Genomic DNA, 14,330 nt, shown 5'->3' on the forward strand with positions numbered 1-14,330 from the left:
CAAGTCCCGCATAGTGGTGTAACTCACGGTGGCTTCCGCGTCGGTGACGACGTGGGCGCGGTCACCGTGTGATCCTTCGAGGAATCTCCTACAACCCACTCGAAAGGCATCATCACGATGACCGCTCCACATATTGTCGACCCCGCGACCGTTCTCGGCGAGGCTCTTTCCGACGCGTCTCCGGATCTGATGCGGCACCTGCTGCAGACCATCATCAACGCCCTCCTGTCAGCCGACGCAGATGCGGTGGTGGGGGCGGAATGGGGTGAACGCAGCTCCGACCGGTCGACCCACCGCAACGGCTACCGCCACCGCAGTCTCGACACGAGGGCGGGGACGATCGATGTCGCGGTTCCGAAGCTGCGTTCGGGAACATATTTCCCGGAATGGTTGCTGGAACGACGCAAACGCTCCGAGGCTGCCCTGATCACGGTGATCGCGGACTGCTATCTCGCCGGCGTCTCGACCCGTCGGATGGACAAACTCGTCAAGACCCTCGGTATCCACTCGCTATCGAAAACGCAGGTCTCGCGAATGGCCGCCGATCTTGATGAGAACGTCAACGAGTTCCGACACCGGTCTCTGGTCGAAGCTGGCCCGTTCACGTTCGTTGCCGCGGACGCGCTCACGATGAAAGTCCGCGAGGGCGGCCGAGTGATCAACACCGTCGTGCTCATCGCCACCGGGGTTAACGCCGACGGGCGAAGAGAAGTCCTCGGGCTGCAAGTCGCCACGAGCGAGACCGGGTCTGCATGGAACGCGTTCTTCGCCGACCTTGTTGCCCGAGGTCTGACCGGTGTTCAGCTCGTGACCTCCGACGCCCACGCGGACTTGAAAGACGCGATCGCCGCAAACCTGCCCGGAGCTGCTTGGCAGAGATGTCGCACCTCACTACGCCGCGAACCTGATCTCGACGACGCCTAAGAGCATGTGGCCGGCCGTGAAAGCGATGCTCCACAGTGTTTATGACCAGCCCGACGCCGCTGCGGTGAATGCCCAGTTCGATCGGACCCTCGACTATGTCACCGAGAAACTCCCCGCCGTCGCTGACCATCTCGACACCGCCCGGGTCGACATCCTCGCGTTCACGACGTTCCCGAAGGATCTCTGGCAGCAGATCTGGTCCAACAATCCCTACGAGAGACTGAACCGCGAGATCCGGCGCCGCACGGACTCCGTCGGCATCTTCCCAACAGAGACGCGATCATCCGTCTCGTCGGCGGAGTCCTCGCCGAGCAAACCGACGAATGGGCTGAAGGACGCCGCTACCTCGGACTCGACATCCTCGCCCGCTCCCGCATGCGAGCCCTGCCGATACCGGAGGCGAGGTGCCCCGACACGATCATGGCCCTCAGCGCCTAAACCGAAGGATCAACAGTTACACCACTCCAAGGGACTTGACCGAAAGGCGTTCCTGATAACCGCTGCGAAGCGGGACCGATAGAGAGTGCCCGCAGGAAAATCCTGAGCGCCAGGTTGTTGAAAGGGCAGCTCTGCTCCGCAAGGCGGGCCATGGGTGGGCATCCTTTAGGCGGTCGGGAAGAGCGCGCTCGAAACCCAATTCCGCCCGAGAGGCAGCCTCAAAAGCAACCCCACGCGGGGAGCGCGGTCAAATCGGGCGAGAATTGTCTTTGCGACGAAAATTGGCGTTGTCGATCATTGTTTTGTCCAGATTTTGAATCGAACACCGCATTCTGCGTCGAAGAAGAACTACCTAATCTCGATATACACCCCATTGCGGGGTGAGCCGACGAATTTTCATTCGTCAACGCGGCCCGAATCGTGGGCGAACCGATCATGTCTCAATGAGGAGAAGAATGAAGCGAAATAGAGGGATAGCCGTCGTTGCAGCTGTCGCGGCCGTGCTCACCGTCGCTGGCTGCACTTCCAGCGCCACCCCACCAACGTCAGGCAGTTCTGAGAAGGCGAATCTCACCTTCTGGTCGTGGGTGCCGGGCATAGATAAAGCGGTGGACTTGTGGAACAAAGAGAATCCGAAGATTCACGTCAAACTGGACGTCACTCCTTCGGGGGGCGCCGGCACTTACGCGAAAATGCATTCGGCTCTCAAGGCCGGCAAGGGCGCGCCTGACCTCGCACAGATCGAGTACCAGGAGCTTCCTGGATTCATTCTCGAGAACGGACTCGTCGATCTCGGGCCGCTCGGAATGAATGACCAGAAAAGTAATTTCGTCGACTGGCAGCTGTCGCAGTCGACGTTCAATAACAAAATCTACGCCGTGCCACAGGCGTCTGGACCAATGGGCCTCTACTATCGCACCGACGTTTTTGACCAGCTCGGGCTGAAACCCCCGACTACCTGGGATGAGTATGCTGTCGCTGCGAAAACGATCCACGATGCGAATCCGGCGCAATACATCACCACCTTCCCGCCGGGCAACGCCGCATGGTTCACAGCGCTTGCCTGGCAGGCCGGAGCCCAGTGGTTTGGGCTGAAAGGGGAAACCTGGTCGGTGAACATCGATTCGGCCAAGACCCTCAAAGTAGCCGCGTATTGGGACAAGCTCCGTGAGGCCGGACTGATCGCGACCGAGCCCGACTTCGCAAACGGGTGGTACAGCGACCTTCAGAAGGGAAACATCGTCACCTGGCCGTCGGCGCAGTGGGGTGGCGCCATCCTGGCGGGAAATGCTCCTGACACGTCCGGTAAATGGAAGGTAGCTCCGATGCCACAGTGGGGCTCAAGCGGCAAGTTCGCCTCGGCGAACTGGGGTGGCTCAACCACGGCGGTGCTCAAGGGAACGTCGAACGCCCAAGCGGCAGAGAAGTTCGCGGTCTGGCTCAACACAAATCCCAAGAGCATAAACCTCCTCATTGCAGGTGGGTACGGATGGCCGGCCCTCAAGTCCGCTCTTTCCGGATCCGATCTCGACAAGAAAGATCCCTTCCTCGGACAGAACGCGAACAGGGACATCTTTAAAGCATCGGACTCGGCGATCGACACCAACTGGGCCTGGATTCCGACAACCGCCGCGACCTATAACCATCTCAACGATGGTTTCGCGGCAGCGGTGGCGGGCAGCGGCACGTTCGTGGACGCCGTGAAGGCGGCACAGACCGCCACCATCGCCGACATGAAGGCGAAGGGCCTCAAGGTCAAAGCAGGTTAGCCCGTCCAGTGGTGGGGATGACGGGATCCTGTCATCCCCACCACACACCGCCTCGCGCCGTGGCCTTCACCCGAGGCCCACCCCATCGAAAGGAGAGAGCCATGAAGTCCACCCGCACAAGAACGCGAATCGCGGTATTCGGGCTCCTCGGGCCGTTCTTGGTCCTTTTTTTCTTCACTCTGGTCGTGCCGATCTTTTACGCGATCTACCAGAGCCTTACCTCTGTCCAGCGTTCCGGAGCCTATGGCAACGGTGATGCGTCCACGATCTTCGTCGGATTCACCAACTACATCAGGGCGCTCGGCGACCCCGCGTTCGTGGCAAGTCTCGGACGAGTTCTCCTCTTCGCGGTTGTGCAAGTTCCGGTGATGATTGTGCTCGCCACTGCCCTTGCTCTGATGCTAGATGCGGCGTCAGCGCGAGGTGTCCGATTCTTCCGCTCTGTCTACTTCCTTCCTTATGGGGTTCCCGGCGTCATCGCTTCGCTTCTCTGGGGGTTCCTCTACACGCCGGGTCTCAGCCCGCTCATTGACCTTGGCAAGACCTTCGGCATCCACCTCGACTTTCTCGGAGCGGGTTCGATTCTCTGGTCGATCGCGAACATCGTGATCTGGCAGTACGCCGGGTACAACATGTTGGTGATTGTCGCTCAGCTGAAATCGATCGACACTGACCTTTTCGAAGCCGCTGCGATCGATGGTGCAAATGCCTGGCAGGTGATCATCCGAATCAAGCTTCCCCTGATTGCACCGGCAATCGTGCTCACGACAGTGTTCACAATCATCGGGACGCTGCAGCTGTTCGGCGAACCATTGGTGCTCAGGCCGCTGACCAGTGCGATTACGTCGAGCTACACCCCCAACCTTTCGGCGTATAACCAAGCCTTTACCAACAACAATTACAACCTGGCGGCCGCGGAGTCTGTGATCCTTGCGCTCATCGCCTGCGCATTCTCATTCGGCTTTCTCAAGCTGGTCGGGCGGAGACGTTCCTCATGACAACAAAGCTTCCGAAAGTCGAGGATCTCACCGCGCAGGGAAAGCAGAGGTCCGCAATCGTGCGGCACCGCAGCTCGCCCGCTCAGATACTGCTGATTGCTGCTCTCGCGGTCGCGGCCCTCTACTTCCTGTTCCCGGTGTATTGGCTGGTCATCGCGGCCACCAAATCGACCGGCAGTCTTTTCGGCTCGTCGGGATTCGTTCTCAGCGATCCGCAATTGTTGAAGAACGTGCAAAACGTATTTACCTACAACAGCGGGATCTTCGTGCGCTGGGCCGGAAATAGCGTTCTCTATTCCGGCATCGGCGCGTTGGTGGCGACGACGCTGTCCATAGCTGCCGGCTATTGCCTTGCGAAGTTTCAATTTCGTGGTCGCGAATTCTGGTTTAACGTAATACTGGCTGGCGTCATGATCCCGGGCACCGCACTGGCCCTTCCACTGTTCCTCATGATGAGCCAGCTTGGTTTGGTCAACACTTATTGGGCAGTTTTGATCCCGTCTTTATTGAGTCCTTTCGGTGTCTATCTCGGCCGGATCTATGCAACGGCCGCCGTTCCTGACAGCCTTCTCGAAGCATCGCGTCTGGATGGCGCGGGGGAATTCCGAATCTTCTTCGGGCTTGTGCTGCGCCTGATGGCACCCGCGGCCGTCACGATCTTCCTGTTCCAGTTCATCGGGATCTGGAACAACTACTTTCTCCCTTTGGTCATGCTGTCCGACCAGTCGCTCTATCCGATCACCCTCGGCCTCATCAGCTGGCAGAGCGTGGCTGATCGGCACCCAGAGCTGTATCAGCTGGCAATCGGAGGAGCGTTCATCTCAGTGATACCGATCATGATTGCCATCGTCAGCCTTCAAAGATTTTGGCGGGCTGGACTGACCGAGGGCAGCGTCAAAGGCTGATGGCCAGTGTGAAATCAAACTATGAAAACCGAGCTGCGCAAATTTAGCACTGACTACGTAGAACTGACTACGTAGAACTGACCAAGCTAGCGCCGACATGCGGAGAGAACCACTGATGACCACCCTTCCTCTTGCCCTGCCCCCTCATTTGCCGGAGCGGCTGACCATCACCCTGTGGGATTTCACCTGGTACACGCAGACCATGCCCGGAGAGCCCTTCCATAACCTCGACAACGCATTCGCCGAGGCGAAGGAACGTGGCTACAACACAGTTCGTATCTGCGCCGCGCCGCTGCTTCTATTTGGGAAGCACGCCATCGACACGACACAGCTGAGGTTCGTCAACATGGGCGGGGACACCGGGCAACGCACACGCTGGTATGACTGCGCTGGAGGGGCCGTTCTGAACGGGAGAGAGCATCTCCTGGCTCTCTTTAGGGCAGCGCAGGCGCTGGATATGTTCGTAATCATCTCTTCTTGGGAGTATCAGCAGAGTCCCGCTTTTCTCGCCGGGCCGGAGTGGCACGATATGGTCAGCGCTATCGAGCCGACTCGCCGGCACGTTGCTCTTGCGTTAGCGGAATCCGAGCTGGTGAGCTACCTCAGGGAGGCTGGGCTGGAGGATCGGATCGCGTATGTGGAGATTCACAATGAGGTCGACCTGTCTCGACTCGATCAGATTCCCTCCGACGGTATGGACACCTTCTGGGCGCAGAAACCGTACTTAGAAATCGCCCTCGATCTTCTCCAGCAGGCCCATCCCGACATCCTCTCCACCGTTTGCTATGGCATTCCCCCATATCTTGACCTTGACTCCATCCCCGACAACGCTCAGGTCGTCCACATGCATGTTTATGTGTATGGCGTACTTTCCGCTCTCGAAGAATGGGCTGCGGTGCGCGCAGCTCCGCCCGAGTTCCCGTCTCGTGAATTGAAAACGCTTCTTCGAGACGACGCTCCCGAGTTCGACGAGTGGACCACGGCGATCGAACCGTGGAGGCTCCACGCGACGGGAATCAGCACGAGCATGTTCTACGCCTACGACTGGGTCGATCCGGTGAAGTGGGATGCATGGCTCTATCGTCAGTTCGGACTTCACGATCTGGCAATGAAAGCGGCGATCGACACCAGGCTCGCTGCCTTCGCGACATGGGCACTCCACCAGGGGCTTCCGGTAGTCATCGGAGAGGGCTGGATCGGGTATACGCCCCTCGCAGCGGACTTCGAAGACGGACCAATTGGTCAATATCTAGCGGCGTACGCCGTCGAGCAGTGTCGAAATCTCGGCTATTGGGGAACGCTTGTCGGTTCCAACTCGGCGCCGCATCATCCCGGATGGGAAAATGTCGCGTTTCAACGGCGGCTGAATCAAGACTTCATCGGCTCCCGACCCGCGCCGTGATTTGCTTCCGACAAGCCGAAAACTTTTTAACGATTGGCAGAATCAATGCTTGACGATATACCGGACCATGTTTCCAAGATCCACCTCCCCGCTTCCCCTCAGCCTCGCGCCAAGGGGGAAGTCTCCGCGTGGTCGGAGCCGCTCATCATCGACACATATCTCCCCCACTCGCCGTCTGCCTATCCGGCGTTTCTGGAAAACCGTGTGTACCAGGGGTCCTCAGGACGGGTCTACCCGTTGCCATTCCATGAGCGCATCAGCCCGTCGAAGCAGCCGCACTCCTGGCAAGCGATTCATCTGGAGAATGACTGGTTGCGACTGGTGATCCTGCCGGAATTGGGCGGACGAATTCACATCGCCTACGACAAGGTCGCCCAATACGATATTTTCTATCGCAACAACGTCATCAAGCCGGCGCTGGTAGGACTTGCCGGTCCTTGGATATCGGGCGGCATCGAATTCAACTGGCCACAGCACCACCGGCCGGCGACTTTTCTGCCAACGGACGTATCGATCGAATACGAGTCCGACGGCAGCGTGATCGTGTGGTGTTCGGATCACGACCCGTTCTCGAGAATGAAAGGGATGCACGGCATTCGCCTCTCACCGACCAGTTCTCGGATTGAAGCGCGAGTGCGGCTCTACAATCGCTCTGAAACCAAACAGACGTTTCTCTGGTGGGCTAATGCTGCCGCCGCAGTGAACGACGACTACCAGTCGATCTTTCCCACGGATGTCGATTTTGTCGCCGATCACGCCAAGCGTGCGGTGGCCAGCTTTCCCCGGCCGACCTCGCCCTACTACGGGGTCGACTACTCGGCTCGCGTCGACGCAACCCACCCGGATGCCGACAGGTTGGACTGGTACCGAAACATCCCGGTTCCCACCTCGTTCATGGTCACCTCTACCGCAGATGAATTCTTTGGAGGATACGATCACGGGCGAAATGCCGGATTCGTCCACTGGGCCGATCGCACTTTCTCTCCGGGCAAGAAGCAGTGGACCTGGGGAAATTCGCCTTTCGGTTGGGCGTGGGACAGCAACCTGACCGACGGAGACGGTCCCTACGTCGAACTGATGGCCGGCATGTACACCGATAACCAACCCGACTTCGCCTTCCTCCAGCCGGGCGAAACAAAGACATTTAGCCAGTACTGGTACCCAATCAGCTCGATAGGGCCGGTCCAACAGGCGACCAGGGACGTGGCCGGTCGAATGGAGATTATCGACGGTGAGTTGCACATCGGTCTGATCGCTTCGGAAATACTCACGCAGACACGATTGCGGGTAACCGGGTCAGCCGGCGAGTTGCTCCTCGATAAATTCTCAGACTTGGCGCCCGACATGCCGCTGAAGCTGACGATTCCTTGGCACCACGCTGCGGCGGAGGGTGCGCGGCTCACTCTGGTCAGTTCAGCGGAAGATGAATTGTTCGAGATGGGTACCGTCGTTCACAAGACTCGGGCAGAACCACCGCCCGCGGAGGAGCCGGCAGCTCCGAAGTCGATCGAGTCGATCGACGAGCTCATCTACGTCGCGACCTATCTCGAGCAATATCGACATGCGACCAGAAGCCCGGAACCATACTGGCGAGAGGTGCTCGCTCGGGACCCCCAGGAATCCCGAGCGACAGCTGCTCTCGGGGCCATCGCCTACTCCAGAGCGGATTATCAGTCGGCAGCTACCCTGCTGCGAGAAAGCATCACTCGGAGAACGAAGTGGGCCCCTACACCGTCCGATGGTTCCGCCCACTATCTCCTCGGGCTGACCCTGGCGCGGAGCGGAGACTCAGCGGCCGCTGTTGACTTTCTCGCACGCGCGTCGTGGGACTCGGCCCTTGCGGCGACCGCGCTATTCGCCGTCGCTCGTGAGTTCTCGAAGTCGGGACAACCGGAGCGCGCGATGACCGCTCTGCGCGATGTCCTGGCGCGCGATCCCAACCACCTGCAGGCGGCGGATCTGCTCGCGTTATTGCTCGCGAAGTCGGGACGGCTAGACGAAGCGCGCGAGCGGTTGGCAGCCACCCTTTCCATCGATCGTCTAGACCAATGGGCGCTCCACCAGACCGGAGCAGCGACGAGCAACGACGCAACCATCATGCTCGACGTTGCTCTCGAGTACGCAGACGCCGGCTTCTCGCACGATGCCCTTACCACGCTGGACGCGGCGGCGAAGCTGGTTCCCGCGCTGGCGATCGGTCAGACCAACGTCGGGCCGATGATCCAGTTTCACAAAGCCGCGATTCTGCTCGGTCTCGCGCGGGACGGTGCTGCTGACCGTGCGATCGCTGCCGCTCACGATCTTGATTCCGATCTCGCGTTTCCCTCTCGACTCGATGACATAGACACGCTCACGAGGATTCTCGAGTTCAGACCAGGCGACTCGCTCGCGTCAGCGCTTCTAGGCCACTGGATGTACGACAAAAAGCGCTACTCCACAGCGATGTCACTCTGGCAAAGCGCTGTTCGCCCGGGCACGGCAGCTTCCATCGCGGTGGTTGCCCTCCGCAATCTCGGTATTGCCGCCTACAACGTGCAGCACGATCCGGAAAGTGCACTAGCCCACTATCGCGAGGCCCTGCGATTGAAGCCCGACGATCCGAAACTCTGGTCGGAGTTCGACCAGTTGTGCGTTCGACGAGGTCATTCGGTCACCGAGAGGCTTCGCGAACTCGAGCAGCGAACCGAGGTCGTCGCCCTACGCGATGACCTCGTCGTCACTTTCGCCAATTTGCTAGTCGAAAGCGAGCGCGCCGCCGAGGCTCTCGAACTGCTAACGCATCGCCGATTTCAGCCTTGGGAGGGCGGCGAAGGCCAAGTTCTTGGCGTCTGGGATCGCACGCTGCTCGCTCTTTCCCGCACAGCTCTGAATGAGGGCGACGCCGAGAAGGCTGTGAGTTTGATGGAGTCGGCATTAAACCCGCCTCAGTCCCTCGGCGAGGCGAGGCACGCTCTGGCGAACATCGCTGAACTCCATCTGATGGCTGGTGATGCGAGCGAAGCGAGCGGTAACCACCTTCGAGCCGAGCAGCACTGGCAAAAGGCGGCGGCGTCGATGGGGGGATTCACTGACACTATTCCGACGCGATTCAGTTCTCAGACTATCTTCGCCGTAATAGCGTTACGCCGCCTCCGGTCCCATAGTGAAGCTGATGCCCTAGCCAAGGAGCTGTCGGAGTGGGCGGAGTGGTTCGGGACGCAGCCGGCGAAGATCGATTTCTTTGCCACCAGCCTCCCCAGCATGCTGCTTTTCATCGATGACCCGGTCGTCGAAAGGAATCGCCTCGCCGAGCTGATCCGTGGACAGGTGCGATCGTTGGTGGCTGCATAGGCGGGCGCAGCATTGCTCGGTCGCTGATAAAGCGTCCGCTGGGCAATTTTTTTGGAGCGGCTTAGCCCTTGTCGTGGCGCCGGTAAGCGGACGGCGTCATCCCGTGAACGTTCTTGAACTGACGCGCGAAATAGAAGGAGTCGTCATACCCGACCGCCTGGGCCACGTCATCAATGGATCGAGATGTCGTATCGAGAAGCTCGCGTGCACTGGCCATCCTCAGCTGGGTTTGATAGGCCATGACCGGAACCCCCGTATATTTCTTGAAAAGGGCCGCAAAGTATGACGAACTCATACCGGCCGTCGCAGCCAGATAAGAGACGTTGACCCGCCGGTTGACGTGCTCGCGGAGATAGAGGGCCGCTCTCTCAATGGCGTCATCGGTACCGCCGACAGTAACTGCTCGCACGGATGCGACCGTGGACAACAGATGCCAAGCGGCACCCGCGGCACGAAGAAGACTGGCATCGGTGCTGTCACGCTCCATCCAATGAATAATCTCTGCGATCAGACCGACGGTGCCGTACATGTCTGGCACCGTTCGCACGGCGGTCGCGCTCGTCAACGCAGCCACCTCCACGAAATCGGGGACGCTTAGTCCGTCCATGTGCGCCCACCAGAGGGTCCACGGATTGAATTCGTCCGTTCCGTAGGAATGCGATTCGCCTGGCGGGAGCAAGATCATCTGCCCAGCATTCACCGTAAAGCGACCCGAGCGCGTCTCGCACCATCCCTGGCCGCGCGCGCAGACGATGACCACTATCTGTCGAATGGGAATCGAGCGGCTCCGACCATGGTGTTGAGCATGCGGAAAATAGCCGCAATCCGTCACCAGAAGACTTCGGGTTGCCGGCACCATCAGCGCCCGTTCGACGCGCGGTCGGGGCAACACAAGCATCCGCTGCCCCGGGAATCCGTCTCGGATAACCGCCGCGTCTAAGTCGGGACCAATCAGCATGGTGACTCCTTTTGCTCGACCTTATCTCGCAAGCCCAACGACAACCGACAGATGACGAGCAGGCCAGGCGCTATATCTCGGTCGAGCAGCCTGATGATCATTCTGGGTCTCGCTCAGTTCAGCGACTGGATTCCAGGCCGGAAGCCACGAGAAGACTTGAGGCAGGGGGGAATCGACTGTCAAAAGATTTCTGCATAAAATGAGCAGATCGTACGAGAATTGAACGACGATCGCCGCATCGCGGGGACAGGGCACCCCAACCGACCTCCTGCCACTCGCTCTCACCATCCTCAGGGGAGATCCTTTTCCGCTGAGGATATTCTCAATCTCGCGTGTACAAAACGCTCTACGAACACCCGACCAAAGGAGGACTTCCAGTACCCTGTCATTCAATAACCTCAAGATCCTAGTGTCTGTGGGATTGTCGCATTTCAGGTCGTCGGAGCGAGGGACTATCCTTCGGACGACTTCGCCGCAACCATGCGAGCCGCCTCGTTCGCGCAGGAAGCCACTTCAATGAATTGTTTGACCCGATGAGAACAACTGATTCTCGCCGACTGGCCAATCGAGGCTGGAGAGGCGTTGTTTGGGAATGGTGGAATGGCCGCAGTAGTAAGAATCACGCACGCTCGAAATTCACCTCAAACAGCGACGGCTGGATTGACGCACGCGAAAGCATCGTGTGTATCGGTGGGAAGTCTCTGAATGCTGCTGTCAGCTGTCGCTACCGGCGAGGAGATGAAGTGCGGCAGCGCCGAGGAATGTCCCTCGACCTGCCGTCGTCGGGTAGTGACGACGACGGGTCAGCGCACCTCTCATTTGCTGCGCCTACGTGGCAAGCGCGAACTCATTCCCGGTCGGCAGTTGGCCTCTTTTCCGAGGAGTAGCGTGCCGCTGCGCAAGGGTAGGTTTCTGAGTGTGCCGCCTTTTGCCTATGTCGAGGTATTTCGGACCCACCAGGGCAATATAAGTGGGACCCACTTCGGCTGTTTCGGGGTGTCACGGGCAATCTAAGCCGGACCCACTCGCGGTCGGTGCCATTGTGATTGGTCAGTAGGCGATGTAACGTCAGCGGATGCTGACTATTGCTTCGCGGGTGGGCGTGATGAATCGTTTGGGTCGGGCGATGGCGGATCCGACCCGGTCGAGGATTCTTCTGTCGCTGCTGGATGGCCCTGGATATCCGGGCGAGCTGGCGCGGGAGTTGGAGTTGACGCGGTCGAACGTGTCCAACCATCTGTCTTGCCTGCGCGGTTGCGGGATCGTGGCCGCTGTTCCCGAGGGCCGTTCGACTCGGTATGAGATCGCGGACCCGCATGTGACCCGTGCGCTTGTCGCGTTGGTGGACGTTGTTCTCGCGGTCGATGACGGAGCTGATTGCCTGGATGAGGCGTGCGACGTGCCGCTTTGCTGCGGGACCGGCGCATGAGCGCCCCAGCGGCTGGACGTGCCAACGAGGTCCTGCAAGACGAGATCCGGCCGGACCGGAAGATGCTCCTCCGTCGGCGGATCCGGTGGATCGTGGCAGCGACGATTGCCTATAACGTCGTCGAGGCTGTCATCGCGATCTCGGCCGGAAGCGCCGCGTCATCGGCGGCTCTGATCGGATTCGGTCTCGACCCCATCGTCGAGGTCCTCTCCGCGGTCGCTGTGGCATGGCAATTCGCCGCCCCCGACCCTGAGAAACGCGAGAAGACGGCCCTCCGAGTTATCGCCTGGTCGTTCTTCGCCCTTGCCGCCTATGTGACCGTCGACGCCGGATTGTCGTTATTCGGTGTGCGGGAAGCAGATCACAGCCCGGTCGGCGTTGTTCTGGCCGCGGTCAGCCTGGTGGTGATGCCGTTCCTGAGTGTTGCGGAACGACGGGCCGGCCGGGAGCTGGGCTCAGCGTCCGCGATCGCAGACTCGAAGCAAACCCTGATCTGCTCCTACCTCTCCGCCGCTCTCCTCGTCGGGCTGCTACTGAACATCCTGTTCGGCTGGGCCTGGGCGGACTCCGTTGCCGCCCTCGTGATCATGGTATTCGCCGTCCGTGAAGGCCTCGAGGCCTGGCGCGGGGAGGCGTGCAAAGTTCCGGTGTCGGCGTTGACCGGAGAGCGCGAGATCGAGCACGACGACTGCTGCTGAGCGTTAGTCGCTGAGCTGGTGGTGTTTCTGGCTGTGGGCGAGCCTGTAGGAATCGGTGCCGGTCTCGATAATGGTGCCGTTGAAGGTCAGCCGGTCAACGATCGCAGCGCAAAGCCGCGGGTCGGGGAAGGTCTTCGTCCAGCCCGAGAACGACTCGTTCGAAGCGATCGCGATGGAGTTGTTCTCTTCTCGTTCGGTGAGGACTTGGAAGAGGAGTTCGGCGCCTCTGCGGTCGAGTTCCATGTAGCCGAGTTCATCGATCATCAGCAGGTCGACCCTCCCGTAGCGGGCGATCGTGCGGGCCAGGTTCTTCTCATCGGCCGCCTCCACGAGTTCATTCACGAGCCTGGTAGCGAGCGTGTATTTGACCCGGAACCCCTTCTCCGCAGCGGCCGTCCCGAGGCCGATGAGGAGGTGGCTCTTGCCGGTCCCGGAGTCGCCGATGAGACAAAGAGGCCGCCCTTTCCGGACCCAGTCGCCGGTGGCGAGGGTGTTGACGGTCGCCGGGTTGATGTTCGGGTTCGCGTCGAAGTCAAAATCCCCAAGCCACTTATCCCGCGGGAACCCGGCCGCTTTGACCCGCCGGACGGAGGAGCGCCGGTCGCGGTCGTCGCACTCCGCCAGTAGCAGCTCGGCCAAGAACCCTTGATAGCTGAGCTGTTCCTTGCTCGCCGCGGTTGTGGCCTCGTCGACGACTGCTCGGATCGTCGGGAGTCGGAGCCGTCGGCAGGCCTGGTCGATGGCCGCGTTTGCCGCCTCCTCGGTGAGGCCTCTCCGTCTGCGGAGTGTGGTGGTGATACTCGTTGTCGCGGTCATGAACCTGTTCCCTTCTTAATGGTGGGCGCGGCTTCCGGGGCCTTCTGCTCGGGCAGGCGCAGCAACTGGTCGTAGGCGGCAACCGACGGCAACGGCCGGGTGTCGGCCGGGAGGCCGGCGATGACGGCAGCCGGGTCGGCGAGGCGGCGCTGGGTGAGACTGACCACCCGTCGCTCGGGACCACGACCATGTTCGACGAGAGGACGGTCGGGGCGGGACCCACCCAACGCTTCGTGCCGTCGGGCCTCGACCGCGACGACGTCGGCTGTGACCGCGCCGACCGTGAGCGCTGCAGTGATTCCGGCGACGATGTCCTCAGTCGCCATTGATCGGTGGAGAAGCAGGACGTCGATCAGTGCGCGGGTTCCACCGGCGTCACCGTCGGTCTTTCGTGCTGCCGCCCAGAACGCCTCGTGAGCCGATGTGAAGACGCCGGCTGCTCGAGCGTGGGCGAGAGCGGTCGATCCCGGGAGGGCGCCGGGCTTGTGTTGGAGGACCTCGAGGTAGTGGTCGAGGCTCACGCTCTGCCCGTGCATAGTAACGACCCGAGGGTGCCGGGCAATTTCCGTGCGCCCATCAAAGACAACGACTTCGGATGCGCGAAGAGATACCCGGACAAGCCGGCCGATGAATCGGACGGGGACCGAGTAGGACGCCATCCGA

The 14,330-nt window shown here is 60.4% G+C and carries 10 protein-coding genes and 1 pseudogene; 8 read left to right on the top strand and 3 right to left on the bottom strand.

Annotated features, from left to right (window positions below; translation table 11 throughout):
* Positions 1 to 117: 117 nt before the first annotated feature.
* The 6 genes and pseudogenes from VLI63_RS04705 (at position 118) to VLI63_RS04730 (ending at position 9,766) form a co-directional block, all read left to right on the top strand.
* A pseudogene (locus tag VLI63_RS04705) lies at positions 118 to 1,418 on the top strand (IS256 family transposase).
* 399 nt (positions 1,419 to 1,817) lie between these two features.
* The gene (locus VLI63_RS04710; RefSeq protein ID WP_409155739.1) at positions 1,818 to 3,131 is read left to right on the top strand and encodes an ABC transporter substrate-binding protein; all 1,314 of its coding nucleotides are present in this window, start codon (positions 1,818 to 1,820) and stop codon (positions 3,129 to 3,131) included.
* Positions 3,132 to 3,232: 101 nt separating this feature from the next.
* Positions 3,233 to 4,129, top strand: coding sequence for a carbohydrate ABC transporter permease (locus VLI63_RS04715; protein WP_409155740.1), 897 nt, complete (start codon positions 3,233 to 3,235; stop codon positions 4,127 to 4,129).
* Positions 4,126 to 5,034 carry a carbohydrate ABC transporter permease gene (locus VLI63_RS04720; RefSeq protein WP_409155741.1) on the top strand — a complete coding sequence of 303 codons (909 nt, stop codon included), beginning with the start codon at positions 4,126 to 4,128 and terminating at the stop codon, positions 5,032 to 5,034. Before VLI63_RS04715 ends, VLI63_RS04720 begins: the two co-directional genes overlap by 4 nt.
* A 115-nt stretch (positions 5,035 to 5,149) precedes the next feature.
* Positions 5,150 to 6,436: a cellulase-like family protein gene (locus tag VLI63_RS04725; protein ID WP_409155742.1), complete on the top strand. Its 1,287-nt coding sequence runs from the start codon at positions 5,150 to 5,152 to the stop codon at positions 6,434 to 6,436.
* A 45-nt stretch (positions 6,437 to 6,481) separates the two neighbouring features.
* Positions 6,482 to 9,766 (top strand): DUF5107 domain-containing protein, encoded by a 3,285-nt coding sequence (locus tag VLI63_RS04730; RefSeq protein ID WP_409155743.1) that lies wholly within the window; start codon positions 6,482 to 6,484, stop codon positions 9,764 to 9,766.
* A gap of 61 nt (positions 9,767 to 9,827) precedes the next feature.
* On the opposite strand, the gene VLI63_RS04735 is transcribed toward VLI63_RS04730, so the two are convergent.
* Positions 9,828 to 10,724 carry an AraC family transcriptional regulator gene (locus VLI63_RS04735; protein WP_409155744.1) on the bottom strand — a complete coding sequence of 299 codons (897 nt, stop codon included), beginning with the start codon at positions 10,722 to 10,724 and terminating at the stop codon, positions 9,828 to 9,830.
* 1,075 nt (positions 10,725 to 11,799) lie between these two features.
* Here VLI63_RS04735 and VLI63_RS04740 point away from each other — a divergent pair.
* Both VLI63_RS04740 and VLI63_RS04745 read left to right on the top strand, forming a co-directional pair.
* Complete coding sequence (locus VLI63_RS04740) at positions 11,800 to 12,153, top strand: ArsR/SmtB family transcription factor (RefSeq protein WP_409155745.1); 354 nt, start codon at positions 11,800 to 11,802, stop codon at positions 12,151 to 12,153.
* Positions 12,154 to 12,215: 62 nt separating this feature from the next.
* Entirely contained in the window at positions 12,216 to 12,851 is a 636-nt protein-coding gene (locus VLI63_RS04745; RefSeq protein ID WP_409155773.1) for a cation transporter, read from the top strand.
* Positions 12,852 to 12,854: 3 nt separating this feature from the next.
* On the opposite strand, the gene istB is transcribed toward VLI63_RS04745, so the two are convergent.
* Together istB and VLI63_RS04755 are read right to left on the bottom strand one after the other, a co-directional pair.
* Positions 12,855 to 13,667, bottom strand: coding sequence for an IS21-like element helper ATPase IstB (gene istB, locus VLI63_RS04750; RefSeq protein ID WP_409155746.1), 813 nt, complete (start codon positions 13,665 to 13,667; stop codon positions 12,855 to 12,857).
* Positions 13,664 to 14,330, bottom strand: a 667-nt coding sequence (locus tag VLI63_RS04755; RefSeq protein ID WP_409155747.1) for a Mu transposase domain-containing protein, incomplete at its 5' end; no start/stop codon positions are given. The genes VLI63_RS04755 and istB, both read right to left, overlap by 4 nt.

This window comes from Lacisediminihabitans sp. H27-G8, assembly GCF_046156175.1.
Classification (GTDB): domain Bacteria; phylum Actinomycetota; class Actinomycetes; order Actinomycetales; family Microbacteriaceae; genus Lacisediminihabitans.

Bases quoted from the DNA above. Each gene is read 5' to 3' on its own strand.
- VLI63_RS04740 (WP_409155745.1), top strand. From the start codon at position 11,800: ATGCTGACTATTGCTTCGCGGGTGGGCGTGATGAATCGTTTGGGTCGG.
- VLI63_RS04725 (WP_409155742.1), top strand. From the start codon at position 5,150: ATGACCACCCTTCCTCTTGCCCTGCCCCCTCATTTGCCGGAGCGGCTG.
- VLI63_RS04720 (WP_409155741.1), top strand. From the start codon at position 4,126: ATGACAACAAAGCTTCCGAAAGTCGAGGATCTCACCGCGCAGGGAAAG.
- VLI63_RS04710 (WP_409155739.1), top strand. From the start codon at position 1,818: ATGAAGCGAAATAGAGGGATAGCCGTCGTTGCAGCTGTCGCGGCCGTG.
- VLI63_RS04735 (WP_409155744.1), bottom strand. From the start codon at position 10,724: ATGCTGATTGGTCCCGACTTAGACGCGGCGGTTATCCGAGACGGATTC.
- VLI63_RS04745 (WP_409155773.1), top strand. From the start codon at position 12,216: ATGCTCCTCCGTCGGCGGATCCGGTGGATCGTGGCAGCGACGATTGCC.
- VLI63_RS04715 (WP_409155740.1), top strand. From the start codon at position 3,233: ATGAAGTCCACCCGCACAAGAACGCGAATCGCGGTATTCGGGCTCCTC.
- VLI63_RS04730 (WP_409155743.1), top strand. From the start codon at position 6,482: ATGCTTGACGATATACCGGACCATGTTTCCAAGATCCACCTCCCCGCT.
- istB (WP_409155746.1), bottom strand. From the start codon at position 13,667: ATGACCGCGACAACGAGTATCACCACCACACTCCGCAGACGGAGAGGC.